This window comes from Vibrio sinus (assembly GCF_023634645.1).
GTDB classification, from domain to species: Bacteria; Pseudomonadota; Gammaproteobacteria; order Enterobacterales; family Vibrionaceae; genus Vibrio; species Vibrio sinus.
The window spans coordinates 26,509-51,580 of the sequence record NZ_JAMKMR010000006.1 but is presented as its reverse complement, the minus strand read 5'-3'; the positions used below and the strand labels follow the sequence as shown (position 1 = coordinate 51,580).

The following is a 25,072-nucleotide window of genomic DNA, read 5'->3' as shown; positions in this document are numbered from 1 at the left end:
CGATGTTTCAGATTCTAAAAGCAGGTAAAACGATCGACTTTATGGGTCGCTCAAAATATGCCTTTATGCTGTCTATCTTGATGGTAGGCGCGTCTATCTTTGTGCTCTCGACAAAATGGTTAAACTGGGGGCTCGATTTTACTGGCGGCACCTTAGTAGAGATTGGCTTCCAGCAACCTGCCAACTTACCGCAGATACGTGAGGCACTTGAAAAAGAGGGCTTTGGAGATGCCGTAGTGCAAAACTTTGGCTCATCTCAAGACGTGATGGTACGGTTGCGACCCAGAGAAGGGATGGCGGCTGAAACGCTGGGCAACCAAATTATCTCCTCGATTCAGCATTATACCGGCGAGGACGTTGAAATGCGCCGGATTGAGTTTGTGGGACCCAATGTCGGGGGAGAGCTGGCGGAAGCTGGGGGGCTGGCGATTTTAATTTCGCTGGTTTGTATTTTGATGTACGTGTCGGTGCGATTTGAGTGGCGTCTGGCCGCAGGTGCTGTTTTAGCGCTTGCTCATGATGTGATCATTACTCTCGGTGTATTTTCGTTGCTGCAAATTGAAGTCGATCTCACCATAGTGGCAGCGCTGCTCACGGTTGTTGGCTACTCACTGAACGATACCATAGTGGTGTTCGACCGAATTCGAGAAAACTTTCGCAAAGTGCGCAAAGGTAAGCCGAGTGAAATCATTAATAGCTCAATTACGCAGACCCTTAGTCGTACGCTGATTACGTCAGGTACAACTCTATTTGTTGTGATTGCGTTGTTTCTCAAAGGTGGCGCGATGATCCACGGTTTTGCCACTGCTCTGTTACTTGGGGTCACGGTCGGTACGTATTCGTCCATTTTCGTTGCCTCCGCGCTGGCTTTACGCCTTGGTATTACTAAAGAGCACTTAATGCCACCTCCAGTGGAAAAAGAAGGGGCTGAATTCGATAGTATGCCTTAACCTATTGGCTAGGGCGTGCCCTAATAATTAGCGCCGCTATTCAAGAACTTAATTGAGTAGCGGCGTTTGTCTTGTTACATTTACCATCCTTAAACCTGCCTAGTATAAATTTCCCTGTATATTCGTCACATTTTTCAGTAGAATCCTTCGGTTAAATTCTACACATAAATGCATAGTAAAATGTTTGAAATCAATCCAATTAAAAACCGCTTACAGGATGTGTCAGAGCGCACGAATATCCTGAGGGGGTATCTTTGACTATGACGCAAAGAAAGAGCGTCTAGAAGAAGTTAATGCTGAGCTAGAACAACCTGACGTTTGGAATGAACCTGAACGTGCGCAAGCGCTAGGTAAAGAGCGTTCGTCTCTAGAAGCCGTCGTTGAAACCATAGATCTGCTTGAGCAAGGTGTTGAAGATGTCGATGGCCTGCTTGAGCTTGCTGTCGAGGAAGAAGACCAAGAGACGTTTGACGAAATTGAACCTGAGTTGGCTGAGCTTGAAGCGAAATTAGCTAAGCTTGAATTTCGTCGTATGTTCTCTGGCGATCATGATGCGTCAGACTGCTACATCGATTTACAGTCAGGCTCTGGTGGTACCGAAGCGCAAGATTGGACATCGATGCTATTGCGCATGTATTTGCGTTGGGCTGAGGCGAAAGGTTTTAAAACCGAAGTTATCGAAGTCTCTGAAGGCGAAGTGGCTGGACTAAAAGGCGCTACCGTTCGTATTTCAGGTGAATACGCTTATGGTTGGTTGCGTACTGAAACCGGTGTACACCGATTGGTTCGTAAATCGCCATTTGATTCAAGTGGTCGTCGCCATACCTCTTTTGCATCAGCATTTATCTATCCTGAGATTGATGACAACATTGATATTGACATTAACCCAGCAGATTTGCGTATAGACGTCTACCGAGCATCGGGAGCCGGTGGTCAGCACGTCAACACCACGGAATCCGCGGTACGTATCACGCACTTGCCGACCAATACTGTGGTTCAATGTCAAAACGATCGTTCGCAGCATAAGAACAAAGACCAAGCAATGAAGCAGTTACGAGCAAAATTGTTTGAGTTAGAGATTCAAAAACAAAATGCTGAAAAACAAGCGAATGAAGACGCGAAATCGGACATTGGTTGGGGCAGTCAGATTCGCTCTTACGTGTTAGATGACGCGCGAATTAAAGATTTACGCACTGGCGTAGAAAACCGCAATACGCAAGCGGTTCTCGACGGTGATTTAGACAAATTTATTGAAGCTAGCCTAAAATCGGGCCTGTAAGCTTTTTACCGACAAAATAGGGTACATCGAAAAATGACAGATGCTATTCAAACTGACCACTTACAAGAAGAAAACAAGCTGATTGCGGAACGTCGTGCTAAGTTAGACGAAATTCGTAAGAGTTGTAAGTCAAACGGCCACCCGAATGATTTTCGTCGTGAAAATCTAGCAGGTGATTTGCAAAAAGAGTTCGGTGAAAAGACAAAAGAAGAACTAGAAGAGCTAAACCACATTGTCGCTATCGCTGGTCGTATTATGGCAAAACGTGGGCCGTTCTTGGTGATTCAAGAAACCTCAGGTCGAATTCAAGCCTACGCAGCCAAACCTGTGCAAAAAGAGCTGAAAGAAAAATATCAGGGTTTAGATATCGGTGACATCATCGGTGTAAAAGGTGCGCTGCATAAATCTGGTAAAGGCGATCTTTACGTCAACATGGAAGAGTATGAGCTACTCACTAAGGCACTTCGTCCACTGCCAGAAAAGTTCCATGGCCTGACGGATCAAGAGATGCGCTATCGTCAGCGTTACGTAGACTTGATTGTTAACGAAGATTCTCGCCAAGCGTTTATTATCCGCTCTAAGTTGGTCTCTGCTATTCGCAGCTTTATGAATGCGAAAGGCTATTTAGAAGTGGAAACTCCGATGATGCACGTGATTCCTGGTGGTGCAACTGCGCGTCCATTTATCACTCATCATAACGCGTTGGATATTGATATGTATCTTCGCGTCGCGCCTGAGCTTTACTTAAAACGTTTGGTTGTTGGTGGTTTTGATCGAGTATTCGAAATCAACCGTAACTTCCGAAATGAAGGCCTATCTCCGCGTCATAACCCTGAATTCACCATGATGGAATTCTACCAAGCGTATGCTGATTATAAGGATCTGATGGATCTGACCGAAGAGATGTTAAGCACAGTGGCGAAAGAAGTGCTTGGTCAAACATCGATGCCTTATGGTGATGAAACGGTAGAATTTGGTGGTAAGTACGCTCGCATGAGCATGTTCGAAGCTATCAAACACTACAACCCAGATCATGAAGCGATTCAAAAGCTGACTGAGCAGGACTTACAAGATCGTGACTTGATGGCATCGATTGCTAAATCTGTCCATGTTGAAGTCGAAGGCTTTTGGACATGTGGCCAATTACTAGAAGAAATCTTCGGTGAAACGGCTGAGCCAAAGCTGATTCAGCCAACGTTTATCACAGGCTACCCAGCGGACATTTCACCACTTGCCCGCCGCAGCGATGATAACCCGTTCTTTACCGATCGTTTTGAGTTCTTCATTGGTGGCCGTGAAGTGGCTAATGGCTTCTCAGAGCTCAATGATGCTGAAGATCAAGATGTCCGCTTCAAAGCGCAAGTCGCAGCGAAAGATGCCGGTGACGATGAGGCAATGTATTACGATGCTGACTATATCACGGCGCTAGAGCATGGCCTTCCGCCAACGGCTGGGCAAGGTATCGGTATTGACCGCTTGGTTATGCTGTTTACCAACACACATACCATTCGCGATGTAATCTTATTCCCAGCGATGCGCCCACAAGGCTAATCACAAGATACTGCTAGAGTAAAAGCCACTGTCACAGTGGCTTTTTTAATGCCTTCCGTTTACATGCTCAAAATCGCTAACTTGTTAATTGGGCATAATTATTACCTCTTACCTTCAATGCTCAGTCAATTCTGACTGGCTAACTCTCCTTGAAATGACAAGAAACCCTGCGTGGAAAAGTCTCAATTCCGAGTCTAGTCTTAACAATGAGATATTGGGTAGCTGCGCTCTGTCATGCCCAATTGCTCTATAACAACTAAAAATCAAGATTACCTATTATCGGCTTAAACATAGGAGAAATGTAGATGGCTAGTCAGTTTCGTATGGATTCGAAGCCTGGATCACTGATTCATGTTGGAGGCTCTTATGAATCCTGGCTCGCTGTATTGGAGAAAGTGGGCTGGAAATGCACTCAATGTTCAGATTTAAGGCAAGCCAATGAGCTGTTTGCTGAAGCTGGGCCCTGTATTGGCATTGTAGATTTAAGTCACGATGAATTTAGCTTAAATGGAATCGCGAACCTTGTGAGCAATTACAAACAGGTTCGTTGGCTTGCTTTTATTCGAGAATCGCAATTAGGCTCAGATACAATCTGCCAGTTTATCGTCAACTTCTGTATTGATTTCTTTACTGCTCCAATTCCAGATGCTCAACTTCTCAATACCATTGGTCATCAGCTTGGCATGTTAAAGCTGGAGAAGAAAGTTTGGCCTCATTATGATTCTGAAGACAATATAGGCTTAATTGGTGAGTCTGCGCCCATCAAGCGCTTGCGCGATCAAATCAAGCGTATCGGCCCGACTGACGTTAGTATTCTTATCTCAGGTGAAAACGGTGTAGGGAAAGAGTTGGTCGCATCGGCCATTCACAAAACGTCCGCTCGTAGCCAAAAAGAGTTTATATCAGTGAATTGCCGGGCCATGTCAGAGCGGCGATTAGAGTGTGATTTATTTGGTATTGAGCGCGAAGACGACACCCAGATTTCAATGTTAGAACGTGCTGATGGCGGGACAATCTTACTTAATGATGTATTAACGCTACCGAAAACCCAACAGCTCAATCTACTGCGCTTTTTCCAAGAAGGTCGTGTTGAATCGGCAAAGGGAAGTATTGATGTTGATGTGAGGATTTTATCGGCCAACTCATCTGATATGGAGAAAGCGTTAATCGATGGCGAATTTAACGAAGAGCTGTATCACTATATTAATGTGTTGCGCATTAATGTGCCGAGTTTAAAAGAGCGTTCCAATGATGTGGTAATGCTCGCACGTCACTTCCTACAAGAATTTTCTAAAGAGTTTAATGCTCAGCCGAGAACCCTCTCGACGGAAGCCATGGAAGCCCTAAGTGATCACTATTGGCCGGGCAATGTGAGAGAGCTAATAAACCAAATAAAGCGTGCGGTACTCATGTCTGAGAATGCAACGTTGCAGGTTACCGATTTTGAATTACCTTCCTCCGATGAAAGCGCACGGAGTCTAAAAGGCATCCGTGAGCGCAGTGAAAAAGAGGCACTGCGCTTGGCTTTGGAATTTAACGAAGGCCAAGTGTCTATCGCGGCAAAAGAACTTGGGATCTCGAGAGCAACCATGTATCGACTGCTAAATAAACATAATCTGATCAATGAAGAATTAGTCTAATTTGATGGTGAAGTCATGCAATATGCCAAGATTAATCAGTATTTCAGACAAATGTGTTAGTTTGGATGCGATAGAATTGTTAATCATAGGTTAATTGATTGTTTTTTGACTTGGCTATGATTTGTTCTTGCTTAAAAATATCAATTGCTTACAATTTAAACGTGAGCAGGAAGTCTGCTTACCCCCTATCTTAATCGGATTAATTACCTACAGAGGAGAGACATCATGAACGATTTCAAGCGTACTGAATGTGCCCCTCGTCATTTGGTGATGTTCACTGGCACGCCGTTTACCTTACATATCGGTAACCCGTCCCAAGACGCCCAAACAGATAATTAGTCCGCAACCTCTTAATCTGGCTGCGGGAACTGGCAGCGAATTAAGAGCGTATCTTTGACCGACCTTTGCTCTCTGCTATTCCCCAGTAATACCTATATACTGGAGAACCATTATGCGTCACTCAATTTATCTAAAGTTAGCAGTACTGTTAGTACAAGCCGATTTACGCCGTGAAGAGCGTGAATACAGAAAAGCATTACGTCGCGAAGCCTTTTTGTCACCTTGGCAAAATGAGCACTTATTAAAAGACATTGGTTTGGATCGTGAAGGCCGTACCACGGTAGTTAGCGTTCCAGTTCAAGTTAAAGCGAAACGAACTGTACGTTTGCTTCGTCAGTCTTTACATATAAGACCCGTCACGTAAGACAATGGGCTAGCGCGTGGCGCTAGCCCGACATTTCACACGATTTTATGGGCATGGATTAGAATATGTCGTGCCCACTTGCTGAATCTCTTCTAAGATTTCGTTGGTTAATTGAACATCAAGACTATTTATATTGTCTTCAAGTTGCTCAAGATTGGTCGCTCCAATAATACTGGATGCGGTAAATGGTCGTTGATTTACAAATGCTAAAGCCATCTGGGCTGGGTCCAAATTATGCCTAAGAGCAATATCGACGTAGGCTTCGGTGGCTTTCACCCCTTGCGGGGTAAAATAGCGTGAAAAACGCTCAAACAGCGTGCATCTTGCGCCTTCAGGTCTTGCCCCATTGAGATATTTTCCGGATAAGCTGCCAAATGCGAGGGGGGAATAGGCAAGCAACTGGACACCTTCATAATGGCTAATTTCAGATAAGCCCACTTCAAAGCTTCGGTTGAGTAAATTATAGGGGTTCTGAATGGAGACAATTTTAGCAAGTGAATGTTTTTCAGCGAGGTGAACCAAGCTCATGACCCCCCATGGCGTATCGTTCGATACACCGATATAACGAACTTTTCCGGCATTGACCAATTCACTGAGCGCCTCTAGAGTTTCGATGAGCGTGACATCTTCTCGTTGCTCGGGATAGGGGTAATTAAGCTTACCAAAGCAGTTTGTGTCTCTCTGCGGCCAGTGTATTTGGTAGAGATCGACATAGTCTGTGCCGAGTCGCTTTAAGCTGTCATCGATGGCTGTGTGTATATTTCTTCTGTCTAACGAATTGTTTTCGCGAATATGCGAGTAATATCTTGGGCCAGTTATCTTGGTGGCGAGTATTACTTTTTCTCTTTTACCCGACCTTTTTAGCCAGTTGCCAATATAACTTTCGGTCAGTCCTTGAGTTTTTTCCACGGGAGGAACGGGGTACATCTCTGCAGTATCGATAAAGTTGATGCCGCGCTCAATAGCGAAATCGAGCTGGTTGAAGGCATCCGCTTCGTTGTTTTGTTCACCAAATGTCATGGTTCCAAGGCAGAGCTTACTGATTTCAAGCGTAGAGTTGGGCAGTTTTGAATATTGCATATGACATTCCTTATCGCCTGGGAATATTCACTATAGGGTAAATGGATAGTGCTAGGGAAGAGGATTTCATTATTAATTATTGAGTTGCCACAAAATTTCCCTTCAGTCGGTTTAGTAAATGCCGATATATTAACTAGACTTCTAATTGGGGGAGAGAATATGAATAAAGAACAATTAAATAAATGGTTTCAAGGCGCGTTGAGTAGTAACCATCAACCACCCAAAGTGTATGTAATCGGTTGCTCTGGCCTGCCTCAATACTTATTAGCAGTGGAATATAAGCATCACCTAGAACCGATTAAAAATGATGACGAGCCACTGCATTTTGAGTCCATTGATCGGGTAAAAGAAGAGCTATTGCGATTAGGTGTGGATAGGGCCTATTTACGATTACACAATGCCTATGACGAATGCGGATCTGCCGATGGACAGAGATATTGCGATGTAGAGTTATCTTTGTAATTGTTATCCAAGTTACGCAAAGTGCTGGGCCAATATATTGGCAGTGAAGGTTGTACGCAGGTAAAAGCCTCTAGGCAACGTTTTAATCAATTTGCCGGATGAGCCATAAGCGTCGGTGAGTACTCGACCATTTGCCGCTTTTGGACGTATTTGTAACACCTCTCCCATTTTGGCTGAAATACGATTGACCTGGCCAAGTGCGATCATCTCCATTAACTCTTCCCAATCCTCTCGCAGCGCTTTTTCTTCTTCAGCTGATGGAGACCAAATAACTGGTGTGCCGACCCTTCTCTCTGCTAACGGTATCTCTCTCTCACCTTCGACGGGGACCCACAGTACGCGTGATAGCTTGTTTTTCACATGACTGTCTTGCCAGACAACGCCGTTCAAACCGGTCAAAGGTGCCACGCAAACGAAGGTCGATTCTAGCGGTAATCCAGCATAACTGATGGGAATGCTTTTCAGCTCTATGCCGAGCTTATCGAAATCAGGTTGAGGCTTACTGCCTGAGGGAGCGCCTAAATGCCACTCTAATAGTTGACCAACCCATCCTTTATCTCTTTTGAGGGAATCTGGAACGGGTTTGTTGGCTTCTTCCGCTAATTCCTGAAAGCTTACTCCTGCTATTGACGTTGCACGTTCAAGCAGCTCTGCTTCGGACTGTGGTTCTGGCTTCATAGATACAATAACAAGCTGAAAAGTTCATTGTATACCTAAGTCACTTCAAGATGCGAGTTTCAGCGAGGTGGATGAGCTGCGCTGGAATTTAGGCCAGTGAGGTTATGGCCACACTTTTAACTTATCCACAGGTTCTTAAGTTTAGATTAGAAAGTTTTTACTCTGTATAAATAAACAGTATTGCTTGCCGTGTTTGAAGCGCATATTTGCTCGGTTTCAAAGCGAGAATTATGTGAGATGTGTGGATAAAGTCTTGTCTGATGGATCTTTGACCACTTGAGAATGTGCTCTATTGTATGAATGTATTACGACAGTTAGGACTCTAACTCGTATTTTAATTTCATGTATTATATGGAGTTTTCTGTGATATTTTCGCTTTTCTTGTATCATTGCTATGATCAGTGAAAGAAAATGATCATTTATTTGTGAATTCTACACATAGTTATTCACAGAAAAGGTGAATAAAACTGGTTTGAACATTATTTTTTGTTGATAACCTTAAAGTTGACGGAAAGTTATCCAATCTCTGATGGCAAAGTCTGAAACTGTGCGTCAAACACAACGGTAAATTTGCTCATGCTAGGGATCTATGGAAAAATCACTGTAATAAATGATTTTAATTGAGGTTGGCCAGTGATAGATGGCGAGGGTTACCGCTTAAATGTGGGAATAGTAATCTGCAATAGCCATGGTCAAGTCTTCTGGGCAAAACGATACGGACAACATTCTTGGCAGTTTCCTCAGGGTGGTATCGATGATGGTGAAACACCTGAGCAAGCCATGTTTAGAGAGCTATATGAGGAAGTTGGGCTAACGAAAAAAGACGTTAAAGTCGTAGCGACAAGTCGCCACTGGCTTAGGTATAAGTTACCTAAGCGATTAGTTCGGTGGGATTCTAAGCCAGTTTGTATTGGTCAAAAGCAGAAGTGGTTTTTGCTGCGGTTAGATTGCGATGAATCTGCAATCGACATGCATAAAGGTCACTCCCCAGAATTTGATGGATGGAGATGGGTAAGTTATTGGTACCCGGTGAGACAAGTGGTTTCTTTTAAACGCGATGTATACCGTCGCGCCATGAAAGAATTTGCCTCTTTAGCGATGCCATTCAAGGAACGAAAGAAAAAAGGTAAGCGGAAGAAGCGCAGAGGGTAGACATGCTTTCTCAACTAAGGGAAATCGTTGAACAAGTGTCAAAGCTGGATGATGTTCACCAAGCTTTAGCGGTTTTAGTTGAGCAAACTTGTCGTGCGATGCGGACGGAGTGCTGCACGGTCTATCTGGCAAACGAAGAAAAACATCGTCTTGAACTGATGGCCACTCAAGGTCTGAAATTTAAAGGCGACAAAATTCATATCAATTTCGAAGAGGGGCTGGTTGGCTTAGTTAAACGGTCAGCCGAGCCCCTCAATGTTGCAGATGCATCAAAACATCCCAATTTTAAATACTTTTCCGAGCTAGGCGAAGAGGTCTACCAGAGCTTTCTTGGTACGCCAATCATTCACCGTAAGCAGGTGCTTGGTGTGCTGGTCGTCCAGCAAAAATCTTCCCGCTTGTTTGACGAAATGGAAGAGTCTTTTCTCGTCACCCTTGCCGCGCAGCTTGCCGTGATCATCGCCCACTCCCAGACTCAAGGGCAGTGGTTGCTTTCAAGTAATCACCTAAAACTCAGTGGCATTGGCGCGTCATCAGGTATTGCTATTGGTGAATTTTGGTGGGATGACAGCCAGCTTCAATTGTCTCAGGTATGCCCGGCGTCAACCCTTGATATTGCATTCGAACAAGAATGGCTACTGCTTGCAATTGAAGCGGCGTTGAGCGATTTCCGCCGCATGCGCAAAAAATTAGATAATGAGATTAATAAAGACGCGCTGGCGATTTTCGACTTGTTTACCCACTTGCTCAATGATCCCATGCTGAGAAATGACTTAAAAGCTCAGATCAACCAAGGTGATAGAGCTGATTGGGCTCTGCGTCAGGTGGTGGAGAGCTACTCGAATCGATTTGCTCAAATGTCCGATGCGTATATGTCAGAGAGAGCGCAGGACATTCGGGAGCTCGGGCAAAGGCTTTTGTATTTTCTCTACAATACGGAAAACGAGAGCTTTCAAGTCGAAAAGCCGATTATCCTCGTTGTCAGGGAGCTAACGGCAACGTTGTTGGCCTCGGTCGACAAAGAAAAATTGTTGGCGGTGGTGTCAATGGAAGGGGCGGCCAACTCGCACGCGGCGATTTTGTCTCGCGCGCTTGGGATCCCGGCCGTTATGGGTATCAATATGAATGCCGCTGACATTGTCGGTCAGACAGGTATTGTCGACGGATACAGCGGAGAAGTGTTCATTTCTCCTAGCGTACAGCTTTTGCAAGAATACCGCTCTTTGATAAAAGAAGAACACGAGTTAAGTGCAGAAGTTGGAAAGGAGTCGAGAAAGCCTGCTGTCACGCTCGATGGCACCCATATTGATATTTTTTTAAATGCAGGTTTAAGTGCCGATACGAATATCGCTATCAATCAAGGCGTCGACGGCGTCGGATTGTACCGCACTGAATTTTCTTTTTTGCTGCAACATCGTTTTCCTTCCGAAGAAGAGCAAACACAACACTACCAAAGTGTATTAACGGCTTACGCGACCAAGCATGTTGTCATGAGAACCTTGGATGTAGGTGGTGATAAACCCTTACCCTATTTACCAATTGATGAAGATAATCCATTTCTAGGTTGGCGCGGCATTCGATTTACGCTTGATCATCCAGATATCTTCCTAATGCAAATCCGTGCCATGTTGAAAGCCAGTTGTCGCCATCAAAACTTGAGCATTTTACTGCCAATGGTGTCGTGCGTACGAGAGTTGGATTCGGCAATCGAGCTAATCGAGCAAGCATTTCAAGAAGTGTTGCATCTCGATGACAGGGTTAGAAAACCCAAAATCGGCATTTTAGTTGAAGTACCAGCAATGATATATCTTCTCCCTCTTATCGTGGATAAAATTGATTTTGTATCGGTAGGTACGAACGATCTGACACAATATCTATTGGCGGTGGATCGCAATAATTCACGAGTCTCAGATGTTTATGAATCTACTCACCCTGCGGTCATCATGGCACTTAAAGATATACGTGAAACCTGTGAAAGACTAAAACTGCCAGTTTGCATATGTGGAGAGCTCGCTGGAGACCCCATTGGAGCGGTGTTAATGGTGGGCTTAGGTTATACCTCGCTCAGTATGAATACTTCCAATGTTGCGAAGGTGAAGTATATTTTAAGGAAATCAAGCACTAGTGAGTTAAAGGAACTGGCGGATAAAGCTTTGATTCAACCTTACGGCCAAAACATATATACTATGATGCAACGTTTTTTTGAAAATAAAGGCATCGCCGGGTTTATACGAGCGGGCAAAAAATAGGCTTTCCTTTGAGTGTTGAATTCATTTCTTCTCTATTAATTCTGGGGTTGTTGGTCGGAGTTTTGGCGGGGTTGCTTGGTATCGGTGGAGGGTTGGCCGTCGTGCCAGCGTTACATTACCTACTACCAACGATTGGTGTGTCGGACCAAGTGGGGATGCACATTGCGTTAGCCACATCACTTTCATGTATTATCGTTACGACGAGCTCTTCAGTATTTAACAATATTCGATTAAAAAATATCGACTTTTCTGTCGCCCGTTCCCTCGTGCCTGGCGTGGTGCTTGGAGGCTTACTAGGGGCCAACATAGCCAATTGGATTCCCACTGAGTATTTGCCAAAGGTGTTTGGTGTGATTGTATTGGGAATGGCATGGCAAATGTTCCGCTCTGTGAGTGCTGTGACCAGTAAACCTATGCCACGCTCTCTAATCACGACCTTGTATGGCACTGGAATCGGCACCGTCGCGAGCCTTGCTGGGGTTGGCGGTGGATCGCTCTCGGTACCCTTTATGAACCGACATGGCATCGAAATGAAAAAATCGGTCGGTACATCGTCAATATGTGCTTTTTCGATTGCCGTTGCAGGGATGATTGGCTTCACCTTGCATGGATTCCATTCCGATGATTTACCCAAGTGGAGTCTTGGATACGTATATTTGCCAGCCTTGCTAAGTATTTCTATTACTTCGATATTTACTACAAAAATAGGAGTGCGATTAGCCGTAGGGTTGCCAACCAAAACGCTGAAAAAAATATTTGCAGTTTTTTTGATGATTGTTGCTGGAACTATGTTGTTGTAATGTCATCTCACTATAATCGTCTAAATTAATTAAGAGTAAAGTTATGTCTCACGGATATATGGTGTTTCCACACATTGATCCAGTGATAGTGTCACTTGGGCCTATCTCTATACGTTGGTACGGTGTGATGTACCTGATTGGGTTTGCGTTTGCTATTTGGCTTGCTAATAAGCGTGCAGACAAGCAGGGAAGCGGCTGGACAAGAGAGAATGTGTCTGATCTGTTATTTACTTGTTTCCTAGGTGTCGTGATTGGTGGACGTATTGGGTACGTCATCTTTTATAACTTTGGTCTATTTGTGCAAAACCCTCTTTACTTATTTAAAGTATGGGATGGCGGTATGTCGTTCCATGGTGGGTTACTTGGTGTGATCACGGCTATGTATTGGTATGGCCGGAAAAATGGTCGCAGCTTTTTCAGTATTGCTGATTTTATCGCACCTCTTGTTCCGTTTGGTTTAGGCATGGGACGACTTGGTAACTTTATTAATGGTGAATTATGGGGAAGAGTCACCGATGTGCCTTGGGCTATGATATTCCCGCAAGCAGGGCCATTGCCTCGCCATCCTTCCCAGTTGTACGAATTCGCTCTTGAAGGCGTATTGTTGCTTATCATCCTAAACGTATTCATTAAAAAGCCACGTCCTCTAGGATCGGTATCAGGGCTGTTTTTATTCTGTTATGGATGCTTTAGATTTTTCGTCGAGTTCTTCCGCCAGCCAGACCCTCAACTTGGGTTCTATGACCACTATTTCACCATGGGACAAATTTTGTCCGCACCTATGATTGTCGTGGGCGCTATTTTGTTTATATGGTCTTACAAGAGAGGGTTGTATAAAGATGATAAAGGCAAAAGCGATAACAAAGCGGTAGCGAAGTAGGGAGGCTAACCTGTGCGCCAGTATTTAGACCTTTGCCAGCGTATTGTAGACACTGGAGAATGGATACAAAATGAAAGGACAGGCAAACGATGTTTAACCATCATTAATGCCGACCTTAGCTACGATGTTGCCAGTGGACAGTTTCCGCTAGTGACCACCAGAAAAAGCTTCTGGAAAGCGGCGGTGGCTGAGCTGCTTGGTTATATCCGAGGTTACGACAATGCCTATGACTTCAGAAAACTGGGCACGAAAACCTGGGATGCCAACGCCAACCTAAACGATGCTTGGTTAAATAACCCATATCGCAAAGGTGAAGATGATATGGGGCGGGTCTACGGGGTTCAAGGCCGGTCTTGGGCTAAACCCGATGGTGGCCATATCGATCAGCTTAGAAAAATCGTTGATGATTTAAAACAAGGTATTGACGATCGTGGTGAAATACTGAATTTTTACAATCCAGGTGAGTTTCACATGGGGTGTTTAAGGCCTTGTATGTACAGCCATCACTTTTCTTTGTTGGGCGATACTTTGTACCTTAACAGCACCCAAAGGTCGTGTGATGTCCCGTTAGGTCTGAACTTTAATATGGTGCAGGTGTATGTGTTCTTAGCGTTAATGGCGCAGATAACCGGACACAAACCAGGCGTGGCGTATCATAAGATTGTTAACGCTCATATCTACGAAGATCAGTTAGCGTTAATGAAAGATGTGCAGTTGAAAAGAGAGCCACTAGCTGCGCCAAGATTTAGTATTAACCCTGACATTACGTCTTTGGAAGATTTAGAAACCTGGGTAACGCTGGATGATTTTTCAGTGGAGGGTTATCAGTGTCACGATGCTATCCAGTATCCGTTTTCTGTTTAGCATTTGTTGAATAGCAAGAGGCAGCCATGTTGGCTGCCTCTTTGTGTTTATGCGGTGGCTGCGAGTATTGAGCTTGGAAGTACGACAAATACAGTAAGCAAATAACCTGCAACGTAGGCCTTATTGCGGATGGCCAATTCTGACAACCACTCTGATCCTTTGACGGGTAGGTTACGCAAAAGTGGAATACCATAAATTAAAACGGTAGAAAGCACATTAAAGAGAAGATGAACTAAGGCGATTTGTAAAGCAAAGATAGCGAACTCGCCAGATACTGCAGTCGCTGCAAGCAAAGCAGTAATACAAGTGCCTATATTGGCACCCAAGGTGAATGGGTAGATTTCTCTGACTTTTAACACGCCTGAACCAACTAGAGGTACCATCAAGCTTGTGGTTGTTGAGGAAGATTGCACCAATACCGTCACAATGGAGCCAGATGCAATACCGTGAATCGGCCCGCGTCCGATGGCACTTTTCAAGATCGCTTTTGCTTTTCCGACCATCAGGCTTTTCATCAGTTTGCCCATTACAGTAATAGAAACAAACACGATAGCAATACCTAACGCAATAAGTAGTATCCCCCCAACAGTATCACCAAAGCTTGAGAACGTTTGTTTTGCGGTATTGACCACAGGGCTTGTGATCGGCTTAATGAAGTTAAGGCTTTTCATGCTCATATCGCCTGTGGCGAGAAAGGGTGAGACTAGCCAATGGGATAGCTTTTCCAATACACCAAAGAGCATCTCTAAAGGAAGGAAAATAAAGACAGCTAACAAGTTAAAGAAATCGTGGATAGTGGCACTGGCAAACGCGCGCTTAAATTCTTCTTTGCTGCGAATGTGACCAAGGCTGACTAAGGTATTGGTGATTGTGGTGCCAATATTCGCGCCCATGATCATTGGGATTGCGACGCTAACTGGTAGTCCTCCAGCAACCAAGCCAACGATGATGGATGTGACAGTGCTAGATGATTGGATTAAGCTGGTTGCCACGAGGCCTATCATGAGGCCTGCGATTGGATGTGATGCGAACTCAAATAAAACCTTTGCCTGATCGCCCGTTGCCCATTTGAATCCACTTCCGACCATTGAGACAGCAACTAACAGCAGGTACAACATAAAGGTTAGATTTGCCCAGCGCATTATTTGGCTAGTATTGGTGGTTGCCACTGCGGCTGGGTTAGCTTGGTTAAGCATGATCATCTCCGTTGATCGAGTCAAATCTCGATGCGTTTAAAATTTCAGCAGGCGATGTTATGTCTTAAATATGACGGTAATATTACAGAAATGTGTATCCATGTCTGATTTGCCAGAACGTAAACTGAAGGCAAAAAGGTAGCATTAAATGCTAGGGTAACATCATGAATTTAAAGTAAGTTTTGTTTGATATTTCGATGGCTTCGAACAGGCTTTTTGGTTGGTCAAATGTAACAAATTGTGAAATTAGGGTATGTCATATGATAAATGGTTTGAATATTTTCGAAGAATCACTATGTCGCATTTAAATTACAATCACCTCTATTATTTTTGGATGGTGTGCAAAAAAGGTTCAGTAACAAAGGCGGCCGACGCTTTGTTTATCACCCCACAAACAGTGACAGGGCAGCTCAAAGCCTTAGAAGCTCGGTTGAAAGGGAAACTGACGATACGTAACGGCCGCAGTATAGAGCCCACCGAGCTTGGCCAGTTAGTGTTTAAATACGCTGAAAAAATGTTTGGTCTTAGCTACGAGCTGATGGATATCGTTAACTACAGCCAGCGCTCCAATTTATTGTTTGAAGTTGGCGTTGCCGATGCGTTATCTAAACGTCTAGTGAGCAAAATTCTCATGACGACAGTACCACAAGATAACAGCATTCATTTACGCTGCATTGAGTCAACACATGAACTGCTGCTGGAGCAGTTATCCGAGCACAAGCTTGATATGATCTTATCGGACTGTCCGGTTGATTCAGGCAATATGCCGGGGCTATACAGCAAGAAATTAGGTGAAGCAAGAATGGGCTTTTTCAGCTCAGAGCCTATCGAACAAGTGTGCTTTCCGCAATGGTTACAAGAGCGAAAACTTTTGCTACCCGGAAATCGCTCAGCCATGGGGCGGAAAGTACTGCAGTGGTTTGATAGGGTGGGCATTAAGCCTGATATTCTTGGTGAGTTTGATGATGTGGCGCTAATGAAGGCGTTTGCCAGCTACCATCGCCAAGCGGTTTTTCTAGCGCCAGTCTCTTACTCAAATGAGGCGATTGAAGAGACCTCTTTATGTCTGGTGGCGGAGGTGGAAGACTTAAAAGAAGAGTATTATGTTATTTTTGCCGAGAGAATGATTCAGCATCCGGCCGTGAAAAGTGTCCGAGAAGCGAACTTTACGACTTTATTTGATTAGGGCGTGTTGAGCTTTAGAAAATAAAAAAACCGGCGGCTGCCGGTTTTTTTCATTCTCTACGAAAGAAATCTAAGCGCTATTATAGAGCTTTGATTGCAGCAGAGTAACGAGACTTATGACGAGCTGCCTTATTCTTGTGAATAAGACCTTTAGTTGCCATGCGGTCTATGATTGGTGTAACTGCAGCGAATGCAGCAGTTGCAGCTTCTTTGTCGCCAGCTTCGATCGCAGCGATAGTTCTTTTCATGTAAGTGCGCATCATTGAGCGGCGGCTAGCGTTGTGCTGACGACGTTTCTCAGCTTGGATCGCACGCTTCTTAGCAGATTTACTGTTTGCCAAGGGTCTAACTCCCAAAAACTTAGTTCTGTGACAATTTAAGGGCGAGGAATATCCCTCATTTGCGCTTAAATGTCAAATGATTTGTGCAAAAACCCGTCAAAACCAAACTATTTTTGGCATGCTAGGGAAATCGCGGTTAAGATGGCGGGGATTCTAACAGTATTTTTATACCAATGCTATACCCATAACGGCGTCATATTTCCTTAGTCTGAGCGATATTGTCACTCGCATCAATTTTCGTGAAATAAATGCTCAGATAACTCGTTAAATTCCGCTTTGTTAGGTTGTTTACGACTAGGCCTTGACTTATTGTTGTTTTCCAAAAAAATTGCTCTTTGCCTACTAAGGACGAGTATTCTGACATTGTGTGGGGAATCCTGACCGTACATTAAATGAAGAATGTATTAAGTACGGTATATTTTGCCACTGTTTGTTATTTGCGCTGATTATACAGCGTGTTAGTTTTTATTGAGGTTATCGTGAGTAAACGCCTTCTTAAATCAGGCATCATAGTCAGTGCAATGACTTTTATTTCCCGAATGCTTGGCTTGGTGCGAGATATTGTTGTTGCCCACCTTATGGGGGCTGGCGCCAGTGCCGACGTGTTCTTTTTTGCCAATAAAATCCCCAACTTTTTACGTCGATTGTTTGCTGAAGGGGCGTTTTCTCAAGCGTTTGTCCCAGTGTTTACGGAGTATCATGCCGAAGGGGATTTGGACAAGACGAGAGAGTTTATTGCTCGAGCCTCTGGAACGCTCGGGTTTATTGTTACCATTGTAACACTCGTCGGGGTATTGGGCTCCGGTGTGGTCACCGCGATATTTGGTGCGGGTTGGTTTCTTGATTGGTTACATGGGGGGCCAGCGGCTGAAAAGTTCGAACTTGCCAGCTTTCTACTAAAAATCACTTTCCCATATCTATGGTTCATTACCTTTGTTGCCATGTCTGGCGCAATTCTCAACACCATGGGAAAATTTGCGGTTTCCTCATTTACCCCCGTTTTCCTCAACATCAGTTTGATTGTTGCCGCGCTTTATATTTCGCCACACATGCAAGAACCTGAGGTAGGGCTTGCTATCGGTGTCTTCTTAGGTGGTTTGATCCAGTTTTTCTTTCAAATTCCATTTTTAATCCGGATCAAAGCTTTTGTACGGCCAAAGTGGGGTTGGAATGACCCCGGTGTGGCTAGAGTGAGAAAGCTGATATTACCAGCTTTATTTGGCGTGTCAGTCAGTCAAATTAACTTGCTACTAGATACTATTATCGCCAGTTTCTTAGCCACCGGCTCGCTGAGTTGGTTGTATTATTCCGATCGATTGTTGGAATTTCCTTTAGGTTTATTTGGTATTGCAATCGGCACGGTTATCTTGCCTGCACTTTCCAGAAACCATGTTGATGACAAAGGCGAGGCCTTTTCTCACACTATGGATTGGGGAGTCAGAATGATTACTTTGCTAGGTATCCCCGCCATGTTAGGACTGATTGTGCTATCTAAACCTATGCTGATGGTTTTGTTTATGCATGGTGAGTTTTCTTTTCATGATGTAAATCAGGCGTCCATGTCGTTAATCGCTTTTGCAGCAGGCCTGTTAAACTTCATGATGATAAAAGTACTCGCACCGGGCTACTATTCAAGGCAAGATACCAAAACGCCAGTAAGGTATGGTGTGATTGCGATGATCAGCAATATGGTGTTTAACGCTATCTTTGCTTGGTTCTATGGGTATGTTGGATTGGCGATTGCCACCTCTTTATCTGCGTTTGTAAATATGGCGCTGTTGTATCGCGGTTTGCATGTCCAAGGTGTCTACCAAGTGACGAAGAAAACTCTGCTTATCATTGGCAAACACGCCATTGCCGGTGTGTTGATGGTGGCAGCGCTGCTATGGCAATTACATGATATGTCTGTTTGGTTGCAATGGAGCAGTTTCCACAGAGCGTTGATGCTCGCTGGCCTCATCGGCTTAGGTGCGGTAGTTTATATAGCAAGCCTACTGGTGATGGGAATTCGCTTAAAAGATTTAAAAGCAGCGACAGAGTGATAGTGATTAGTATATAATCCGTCGATTCGACAGTTAGGTAATCGATAAAGCAACAATTAGAATAATCCAATGGAACTTATCCGCGGCATTCATAACATAAAACCTCAACATAACGGTTGTGTGTTGACTATCGGAAATTTTGATGGTGTGCACTTAGGGCATCAAAAAGTCCTAACACAGCTGGTTAATCAGTCGGCTCAATTAGCGCTACCTTCGGTGGTGATGACGTTTGAACCACAACCTATGGAAGTCTTTGCCAAAGACCGAGCGCCAGCGAGGCTAACGCGTTTAAGAGATAAGTTTGTACAGCTAGATAAATTGGCAATTGACCGCATGTTGTGTGTCCATTTCAATCTGCGATTTGCCAATTTAACTGCTGAAGACTTCATTCGCGACTTGTTGGTGAATAAATTGGGTGTTAAGTTTCTGGTGGTGGGCGATGATTTCTGCTTTGGCCAAGGCCGAAAAGGAAACTTCTCCATGTTGCAAGAGGCCGGCAAAAGGTATGGATTCCAAGTGGTGAATACCAAAAGCTTTTGTTTGCAGCAGCAAAGAGTCAGTAGCACTGCGATTCGTGATGCATTGGCCAGTGACGATTTGTCGCAGGCGGAAGATATGTTGGGTCGTCCATACAGCATCAGTGGCAGAATTTCCCACGGACGCAAGCTGGGCAGAACCATAGGCTTCCCGACGGCTAATATTCCGCTTAAGCGGACTGTTTCACCTGTGTCTGGCGTTTATGTCGTTGAAGCTTTGTGTCAAAGTGGCCAAAGAGTTCAAGGCGTAGCTAACATAGGTCGACGCCCCACTGTAAATGGTGAGCGTCAACAACTAGAAGTCCATTTGTTTGATTTTGAAGCCGATTTGTATGGCAAGCATTTGGAAGTCTTTTTATTACATAAGCTTCGAGAAGAGAAAAAATTTGAGTCATTCGAAGCTTTGAAACAACAAATAGAATTGGATGCTGAAGCCGCAAGGGTGTGGCTGCTTCAGCTAAACCGCTAGCCAGATTATTCCACTGGCCAGCATAATGTCTAACTTTCGCCCAATATGACGGAATTAAGAATCGATGAGTGAGTATAAAGATACCCTGAACCTACCTGAAACAGGGTTTCCTATGCGAGGCAATCTGGCAAATCGTGAGCCAGAAATGCTAAAGCGTTGGTATAAAGAAGATCTTTACGGTGAAATCCGTAAAGCCAAAAAAGGCAAAAAATCTTTCATATTACATGATGGCCCTCCCTACGCGAATGGGGACATTCACATTGGCCACGCGCTAAACAAGATTCTTAAAGACATTATTATTAAATCCAAAACACTTTCAGGCTTTGACGCACCTTACATTCCTGGATGGGACTGCCACGGTCTACCGATTGAACTTATGGTAGAGAAAAAAGTTGGCAAGCCAGGGCAAAAAGTAACGCCTGCGGAATTTCGTGAGAAGTGTCGTCACTACGCGGCTGGCCAAGTTGAAGGTCAAAAAGAAAGCTTCAAACGCCTTGGTATCTTTGGTGAGTGGGACAAACCCTACCGCACGATGGACTATGCCACTGAAGCGAATATCATTCGTGCGTTAGGCAAAATTGCGGACAATGGCCACTTGTTGAAAGGGTTTAAACCGGTTCACTGGTGTACCGATTGTGGCTCTGCACTAGCGGAAGCGGAAGTGGAGTATAAAGACAAAGTATCGCCGTCTATTGACGTCACTTTCAAAGCTGTCGATGAAGCCGCAGTGGTTGATAAATTCCACTTGCTAGAAGGCCACGAAGGGCAAGGTGATATCTCAATCGTTATCTGGACTACCACACCTTGGACGCTTCCAGCTAACCGTGCACTATGTGTGCGTGACGATCTAGAATACGTACTTATCCAAGTGGAAGGTGATAAACCACAACGCTTGATTGTCGCCTCTGAGCTGGCTAAAGAAGTTATCGACAGAGCAGGTATTGAGCATTATCACAACCTAGGTTTTGCTAAAGGTTCTGATCTAGAGCTAACACGCTTTAACCACCCATTTTATGATTTTAGTGTGCCAGTAGTTTTAGGTGATCACGTCACTACAGATTCTGGTACTGGTGTGGTGCATACCGCGCCTGGGCATGGTCAAGAAGACTTTGCGGTTGGCCAAAAGTACGATTTAGAAGTGGCGAACCCTGTTGGCTCAAATGGTGTGTATTTACCAGATACTGAGCTATTTGCTGGTCAACACGTATTTAAAGCCAATGATTCGGTATTAGAAGTACTGAAAGAAAAAGGCGCGTTGCTACATCATCATGCGTATGAGCACAGCTATCCACATTGCTGGCGCCATAAAACGCCGATCATTTTCCGCGCAACGCCACAATGGTTTGTTTCTATGGATCAGGCAGGTCTGCGTGACAAAGCACTAGAAGCGATAAAAGGTGTTCAGTGGATGCCAGATTGGGGCCAAAGCCGCATCGAAGGCATGATCGAAGGTCGCCCAGAGTGGTGTATCTCTCGTCAACGTACTTGGGGTGTGCCGATTGCTCTGTTTGTACATAAAGAAACGGCTGAGCTGCACCCAAATACGTCTGAGCTGATTGAAAAAGTCGCCAAGCTGGTTGAAGAAAAAGGCATCCAGGCATGGTGGGATGTAGAAATCGACGAGTTACTTGGTTCTGATGCTGACGACTACGAGAAAGTTTTAGATACATTAGACGTATGGTTTGACTCTGGTGTGACTCACTACTCAGTTGTTGACGCACGCGAAGAGTACCACGGTAACAAAACCGACTTGTATCTTGAGGGTTCTGACCAACATCGTGGTTGGTTCCAATCTTCTATGATTTCTTCAATTGCGATGAAAGACGAAGCACCTTATAAACAAGTGCTGACTCATGGTTTCGTTGTTGATGGCCAAGGTCGTAAAATGTCGAAGTCTATTGGTAACGTCGTGTCACCAAAAGATGTCACCAATAAACTCGGTGCGGATATCCTACGTTTGTGGGTTGCATCGACTGACTATACTGGTGAAGTCGCAGTATCGGATGAAATCTTGAAGCGTTCTGCCGATGCTTATCGTCGTATTCGTAACACGGCTCGTTTTTTCTTAGCGAACTTAAGTGGTTTCAATCCAGAAACTGACATAGTGCCAGTTGAAGAAATGGTCGCGCTTGATCGCTGGGCGGTAGGCCGTGCGTTAGCCGCTCAAGAAGAGATCATCCAATCCTACGATGAGTACAACACACACGCGGTTGTCCAACGTTTGATGCAGTTCTGTTCAATTGAAATGGGCTCTTTCTATCTCGATGTGATTAAAGATCGCCAGTACACCGCTAAACGTGGTGGCCATGCTCAACGCAGCTGTCAAACGGCACTTTACTACATCGTTGAAGCTTTGGTTCGTTGGATGGCACCGATCATGTCGTTTACAGCCGATGAGATCTGGAACCAAATGCCAGGTGAGCGCGACAAGTTTGTCTTTAGCGGCGAGTGGTTTGATGGCCTATTTGGATTGTCAGAAGGCGAAGAGCTAAATGATGAGTTCTGGTCAGAGATTCAATCGGTTCGTGGTGCCGTCAACAAGCTGTTAGAAGCGGCGCGAAATGACAAAGCGATTGGTGGTTCACTTCAGGCAGAAGTCACTCTCTATGCAGATAGTGCATTAGCTGAGAAACTGAACAAGCTTGAGAATGAACTACGTTTTGTTCTGTTGACCTCTAAGGCGGACGTGAAAGCAATGGAAGAGAAATCAGACACTGCTCATGAAACCGAAGTTGAAGGGTTATTTGTCGAAGTGGAAGCCACACAAGCACAGAAATGCGATCGTTGCTGGCACCACACAGAAGATGTTGGAACGATCTCTGGTCACGAACACATCTGTGGCCGCTGCGTTTCAAATGTGGAAGGTGAAGGCGAAGTACGCAAGTTTGCCTAATTCTCATTCTTAGAAACTTTGAAGGGCTTCATGGCTGAACAAACATTGACACTGAAACAATCCGGAGTGCGCTGGCTTGGGCTAGCGCTACTGGTTTTCATTGCAGACATAGCCATTAAATTGGTCGTGATGCATACCATGGGGTATGGCTGGGAAAACCGTATTGAGGTGACGCCATTTTTCAACCTCTTGTATGTCCATAACTATGGCGCAGCCTTTAGCTTTTTGAGTAATCAAAGTGGCTGGCAGCGCTGGCTGTTTACCGCTATCGCGATTGCAGTTGTGATTATGCTTGCAGTTTGGATGCGTCGTTCGTCCGCATCGGAGAAATGGAACAACATTGCTTATGCTCTGATCATTGGCGGCGCAGTGGGCAATGTATTTGACCGACTTGTACATGGTTATGTGGTGGATTATCTTGATTTCCACTGGCATCAATATCATTGGCCAGCGTTTAACTTGGCCGATTCTGCCATCTGTATTGGAGCGGTCATGATTGTGCTTGATGGGTTTAGGAAGAAAAAATAGCCCCATTAAATCTCGAATCACGATTAGAAGCGTAGTCTCTTTTGAGCTACGCTTTTTCTTTAGCGCCATATACGCGTATACTCTGCCAGTAATCATTATCGAGTGGAAACCAATAACGTGACGACTATTCAACAAGGCTCTAAAGTAACCCTGCACTTTACGATTAAAATGAAAGATGGTTCAGTGGCCGATAGCACCCACAATATGGGTAAACCTGCGCAACTTGTCATTGGTGACGGTAGCTTAAGCGACAATTTTGAAAAACACCTTATTGGCATGCAAGCCAATCAGAGCAAAGCGATTGAATTAGTCGCACAAGATGCTTTTGGCATGCCAAATCCAGACAATGTTCATCATATGGACCGAAGCAAGTTTGTTGGCGATGCGGAAGTTGAAGTGGGCACGATTATGGCGTTTTCCGGCCCAGATGGCGCTGAGATCCCTGGCATCATTACTGATATTGCGGGTGACTCTGTGACCGTGGATTTTAATCACCCTTTGACTGGGCAAGATGTCACCTTCGAAGTTGAAATTTTGTCTATTGGCTAAGTTTTTGTAGAATACGTCTCCTAAAGAAGATTATTGAAATGAGCGACAAAATGAAAATCCTACTTGCTAATCCTCGTGGCTTCTGTGCTGGTGTTGATCGGGCGATCAGTATTGTGGAGCGAGCACTTGAGTTATACCAGCCACCTATCTATGTGCGTCATGAAGTCGTTCATAACCGTTTTGTTGTTGAAGGTTTGAAACAACGAGGCGCTATTTTTGTTGAAGAGTTGCATGAAGTGCCTGATGACAATATCGTCATTTTCTCAGCGCATGGTGTCTCACAAGCGGTACGTAAAGAGGCAAAAGAAAGGCAGCTAACGGTCTTTGATGCGACGTGTCCTTTGGTGACTAAAGTGCATATGGAAGTGGCTCGTGCAAGTCGCAAAAATATGGAAGTGGTTTTGATTGGCCATGCGGGTCACCCAGAAGTGGAAGGCACGATGGGCCAGTATGCCAGCGATGATGGTGGCATGTATTTGGTGGAGACACCTGCGGATGTGGAAAAGCTAAAAGGCAAGATAAAAGACACCTCTCATTTGCATTATGTTAGCCAGACGACCTTGTCTGTTGATGAAACTGCCGACGTGATTGATGAGCTACGCCGTGTGTTCCCGGATATCCAAGGTCCGCGAAAAGACGACATTTGCTATGCAACACAAAACCGCCAAGATGCGGTTAGGCAGCTGGCTGAAGATGTCGATGTGTTGATCGTGGTCGGTTCCAAAAACTCGTCTAATTCAACTCGCTTAAAAGAGCTAGCGGAAAAACTGGGGACACCAGGTTATCTTACCGACTGCCCGGAAGAGATAAAGCCAGAATGGGTCGAAGGTAAAGTGAAAATTGGTGTTACAGCTGGCGCCTCTGCACCTGAGGAGCTGGTAAATCAGATCCTAGATAGAATCAAAGCACTAGGTGCCCAGTCTGTTGAAGAAGTGTTGGGCCGTGAAGAGAACATGTTTTTTGAAGTGCCTAAAGAGCTGCAAATCACGCAAGTGTAACGGGTCAAACCTATCAATAAAAGGGCTCTGAAGAGCCCTTTTTTAGA

The 25,072-nt window shown here is 44.7% G+C and carries 22 protein-coding genes; 18 read left to right on the top strand and 4 right to left on the bottom strand.

What is annotated here, in order from left to right; genetic code table 11:
• The first annotated feature begins 2 nt into the window (after positions 1-2).
• The 5 genes from secF to M9194_RS08145 all read left to right on the top strand — a co-directional run bounded on the left by secF (position 3) and on the right by M9194_RS08145 (position 6,123).
• Positions 3-950: a protein translocase subunit SecF gene (secF, locus tag M9194_RS08165; protein ID WP_250612139.1), complete on the top strand. Its 948-nt coding sequence runs from the start codon at positions 3-5 to the stop codon at positions 948-950.
• A 180-nt stretch (positions 951-1,130) separates the two neighbouring features.
• A protein-coding gene (gene prfB / locus M9194_RS08160) for a peptide chain release factor 2 (protein WP_250612138.1) occupies positions 1,131-2,229 on the top strand; the annotation gives its coding sequence in 2 pieces (ribosomal slippage) (positions 1,131-1,205 and positions 1,207-2,229; 1,098 coding nt in all).
• A 33-nt stretch (positions 2,230-2,262) separates the two neighbouring features.
• Complete coding sequence (gene lysS / locus M9194_RS08155) at positions 2,263-3,780, top strand: lysine--tRNA ligase (protein WP_250612137.1); 1,518 nt, start codon at positions 2,263-2,265, stop codon at positions 3,778-3,780.
• A gap of 305 nt (positions 3,781-4,085) precedes the next feature.
• The gene (locus M9194_RS08150) at positions 4,086-5,420 is read left to right on the top strand and encodes a sigma-54-dependent transcriptional regulator (RefSeq protein WP_250612136.1); all 1,335 of its coding nucleotides are present in this window, start codon (positions 4,086-4,088) and stop codon (positions 5,418-5,420) included.
• A 451-nt stretch (positions 5,421-5,871) separates the two neighbouring features.
• Positions 5,872-6,123 (top strand): DUF1127 domain-containing protein, encoded by a 252-nt coding sequence (locus M9194_RS08145; protein ID WP_250612135.1) that lies wholly within the window; start codon positions 5,872-5,874, stop codon positions 6,121-6,123.
• A gap of 45 nt (positions 6,124-6,168) precedes the next feature.
• On the opposite strand, the gene M9194_RS08140 is transcribed toward M9194_RS08145, so the two are convergent.
• A complete protein-coding gene (locus M9194_RS08140) occupies positions 6,169-7,203 on the bottom strand; it encodes an NADP(H)-dependent aldo-keto reductase (protein ID WP_250612134.1) in 1,035 nt (344 codons plus the stop codon).
• A 159-nt stretch (positions 7,204-7,362) separates the two neighbouring features.
• On the opposite strand from M9194_RS08140, the gene M9194_RS08135 reads away from it, so the two are divergent.
• Entirely contained in the window at positions 7,363-7,665 is a 303-nt protein-coding gene (locus M9194_RS08135) for a DUF6482 family protein (protein WP_250612133.1), read from the top strand.
• Between the two features lie 12 nt (positions 7,666-7,677).
• On the opposite strand, the gene mutH is transcribed toward M9194_RS08135, so the two are convergent.
• Positions 7,678-8,343, bottom strand: a complete 666-nt coding sequence (gene mutH, locus M9194_RS08130) for a DNA mismatch repair endonuclease MutH (RefSeq protein WP_250612132.1) — start codon at positions 8,341-8,343, stop codon at positions 7,678-7,680.
• A gap of 633 nt (positions 8,344-8,976) precedes the next feature.
• Here mutH and rppH point away from each other — a divergent pair.
• Genes rppH through M9194_RS08105 form a run of 5 tightly spaced genes read left to right on the top strand, consistent with a single transcriptional unit; the run spans position 8,977 to position 14,288 of the window.
• Positions 8,977-9,495, top strand: coding sequence for an RNA pyrophosphohydrolase (gene rppH, locus M9194_RS08125; RefSeq protein ID WP_250612131.1), 519 nt, complete (start codon positions 8,977-8,979; stop codon positions 9,493-9,495).
• Positions 9,496-9,497: 2 nt separating this feature from the next.
• The gene (gene ptsP, locus M9194_RS08120) at positions 9,498-11,744 is read left to right on the top strand and encodes a phosphoenolpyruvate--protein phosphotransferase (RefSeq protein WP_250612130.1); all 2,247 of its coding nucleotides are present in this window, start codon (positions 9,498-9,500) and stop codon (positions 11,742-11,744) included.
• Between the two features lie 8 nt (positions 11,745-11,752).
• Complete coding sequence (locus tag M9194_RS08115) at positions 11,753-12,544, top strand: sulfite exporter TauE/SafE family protein (protein WP_250612129.1); 792 nt, start codon at positions 11,753-11,755, stop codon at positions 12,542-12,544.
• 43 nt (positions 12,545-12,587) lie between these two features.
• Positions 12,588-13,424, top strand: coding sequence for a prolipoprotein diacylglyceryl transferase (gene lgt / locus M9194_RS08110; RefSeq protein ID WP_250612128.1), 837 nt, complete (start codon positions 12,588-12,590; stop codon positions 13,422-13,424).
• A gap of 12 nt (positions 13,425-13,436) precedes the next feature.
• On the top strand, positions 13,437-14,288 hold the full coding sequence (locus tag M9194_RS08105; RefSeq protein ID WP_250612127.1) for a thymidylate synthase: 852 nt from the start codon (positions 13,437-13,439) through the stop codon (positions 14,286-14,288).
• A gap of 47 nt (positions 14,289-14,335) precedes the next feature.
• Here the strand turns inward: M9194_RS08105 and M9194_RS08100 are convergent, their stop codons facing one another.
• Positions 14,336-15,484, bottom strand: coding sequence for a Na/Pi symporter (locus M9194_RS08100; RefSeq protein WP_250612126.1), 1,149 nt, complete (start codon positions 15,482-15,484; stop codon positions 14,336-14,338).
• A gap of 295 nt (positions 15,485-15,779) precedes the next feature.
• Here M9194_RS08100 and nhaR point away from each other — a divergent pair, with 295 nt between their 5' ends.
• On the top strand, positions 15,780-16,670 hold the full coding sequence (gene nhaR / locus M9194_RS08095; protein ID WP_250612125.1) for a transcriptional activator NhaR: 891 nt from the start codon (positions 15,780-15,782) through the stop codon (positions 16,668-16,670).
• A 79-nt stretch (positions 16,671-16,749) separates the two neighbouring features.
• Here the strand turns inward: nhaR and rpsT are convergent, their stop codons facing one another.
• On the bottom strand, positions 16,750-17,010 hold the full coding sequence (gene rpsT, locus M9194_RS08090) for a 30S ribosomal protein S20 (protein WP_250612124.1): 261 nt from the start codon (positions 17,008-17,010) through the stop codon (positions 16,750-16,752).
• 479 nt (positions 17,011-17,489) lie between these two features.
• Here rpsT and murJ point away from each other — a divergent pair, with 479 nt between their 5' ends.
• From murJ to ispH, 6 genes are all read left to right on the top strand, one after another.
• Complete coding sequence (gene murJ / locus M9194_RS08085; protein ID WP_250612123.1) at positions 17,490-19,052, top strand: murein biosynthesis integral membrane protein MurJ; 1,563 nt, start codon at positions 17,490-17,492, stop codon at positions 19,050-19,052.
• A gap of 69 nt (positions 19,053-19,121) precedes the next feature.
• Positions 19,122-20,057: a bifunctional riboflavin kinase/FAD synthetase gene (gene ribF / locus M9194_RS08080; RefSeq protein ID WP_250612122.1), complete on the top strand. Its 936-nt coding sequence runs from the start codon at positions 19,122-19,124 to the stop codon at positions 20,055-20,057.
• Positions 20,058-20,121: 64 nt separating this feature from the next.
• Positions 20,122-22,950, top strand: a complete 2,829-nt coding sequence (gene ileS, locus M9194_RS08075; protein WP_250612121.1) for an isoleucine--tRNA ligase — start codon at positions 20,122-20,124, stop codon at positions 22,948-22,950.
• A gap of 30 nt (positions 22,951-22,980) precedes the next feature.
• The gene (gene lspA / locus M9194_RS08070) at positions 22,981-23,478 is read left to right on the top strand and encodes a signal peptidase II (protein WP_250612120.1); all 498 of its coding nucleotides are present in this window, start codon (positions 22,981-22,983) and stop codon (positions 23,476-23,478) included.
• Between the two features lie 117 nt (positions 23,479-23,595).
• A complete protein-coding gene (gene fkpB / locus M9194_RS08065) occupies positions 23,596-24,027 on the top strand; it encodes an FKBP-type peptidyl-prolyl cis-trans isomerase (RefSeq protein WP_250612119.1) in 432 nt (143 codons plus the stop codon).
• A 38-nt stretch (positions 24,028-24,065) separates the two neighbouring features.
• On the top strand, positions 24,066-25,025 hold the full coding sequence (ispH, locus tag M9194_RS08060; protein ID WP_250612118.1) for a 4-hydroxy-3-methylbut-2-enyl diphosphate reductase: 960 nt from the start codon (positions 24,066-24,068) through the stop codon (positions 25,023-25,025).
• Positions 25,026-25,072 lie beyond the last annotated feature (47 nt).

What these genes read in the sequence shown, in the direction of transcription:
- mutH (WP_250612132.1), bottom strand. Translation starts at nt 8,343, where the DNA reads ATGAAGCCAGAACCACAGTCCGAAGCAGAGCTGCTTGAACGTGCAACG.
- nhaR (WP_250612125.1), top strand. Translation starts at nt 15,780, where the DNA reads ATGTCGCATTTAAATTACAATCACCTCTATTATTTTTGGATGGTGTGC.
- ribF (WP_250612122.1), top strand. Translation starts at nt 19,122, where the DNA reads ATGGAACTTATCCGCGGCATTCATAACATAAAACCTCAACATAACGGT.
- ileS (WP_250612121.1), top strand. Translation starts at nt 20,122, where the DNA reads ATGAGTGAGTATAAAGATACCCTGAACCTACCTGAAACAGGGTTTCCT.
- secF (WP_250612139.1), top strand. Translation starts at nt 3, where the DNA reads ATGTTTCAGATTCTAAAAGCAGGTAAAACGATCGACTTTATGGGTCGC.
- ispH (WP_250612118.1), top strand. Translation starts at nt 24,066, where the DNA reads ATGAGCGACAAAATGAAAATCCTACTTGCTAATCCTCGTGGCTTCTGT.
- lgt (WP_250612128.1), top strand. Translation starts at nt 12,588, where the DNA reads ATGTCTCACGGATATATGGTGTTTCCACACATTGATCCAGTGATAGTG.
- ptsP (WP_250612130.1), top strand. Translation starts at nt 9,498, where the DNA reads ATGCTTTCTCAACTAAGGGAAATCGTTGAACAAGTGTCAAAGCTGGAT.
- M9194_RS08150 (WP_250612136.1), top strand. Translation starts at nt 4,086, where the DNA reads ATGGCTAGTCAGTTTCGTATGGATTCGAAGCCTGGATCACTGATTCAT.
- M9194_RS08145 (WP_250612135.1), top strand. Translation starts at nt 5,872, where the DNA reads ATGCGTCACTCAATTTATCTAAAGTTAGCAGTACTGTTAGTACAAGCC.
- M9194_RS08100 (WP_250612126.1), bottom strand. Translation starts at nt 15,484, where the DNA reads ATGCTTAACCAAGCTAACCCAGCCGCAGTGGCAACCACCAATACTAGC.
- M9194_RS08140 (WP_250612134.1), bottom strand. Translation starts at nt 7,203, where the DNA reads ATGCAATATTCAAAACTGCCCAACTCTACGCTTGAAATCAGTAAGCTC.
- lspA (WP_250612120.1), top strand. Translation starts at nt 22,981, where the DNA reads ATGGCTGAACAAACATTGACACTGAAACAATCCGGAGTGCGCTGGCTT.
- M9194_RS08135 (WP_250612133.1), top strand. Translation starts at nt 7,363, where the DNA reads ATGAATAAAGAACAATTAAATAAATGGTTTCAAGGCGCGTTGAGTAGT.
- lysS (WP_250612137.1), top strand. Translation starts at nt 2,263, where the DNA reads ATGACAGATGCTATTCAAACTGACCACTTACAAGAAGAAAACAAGCTG.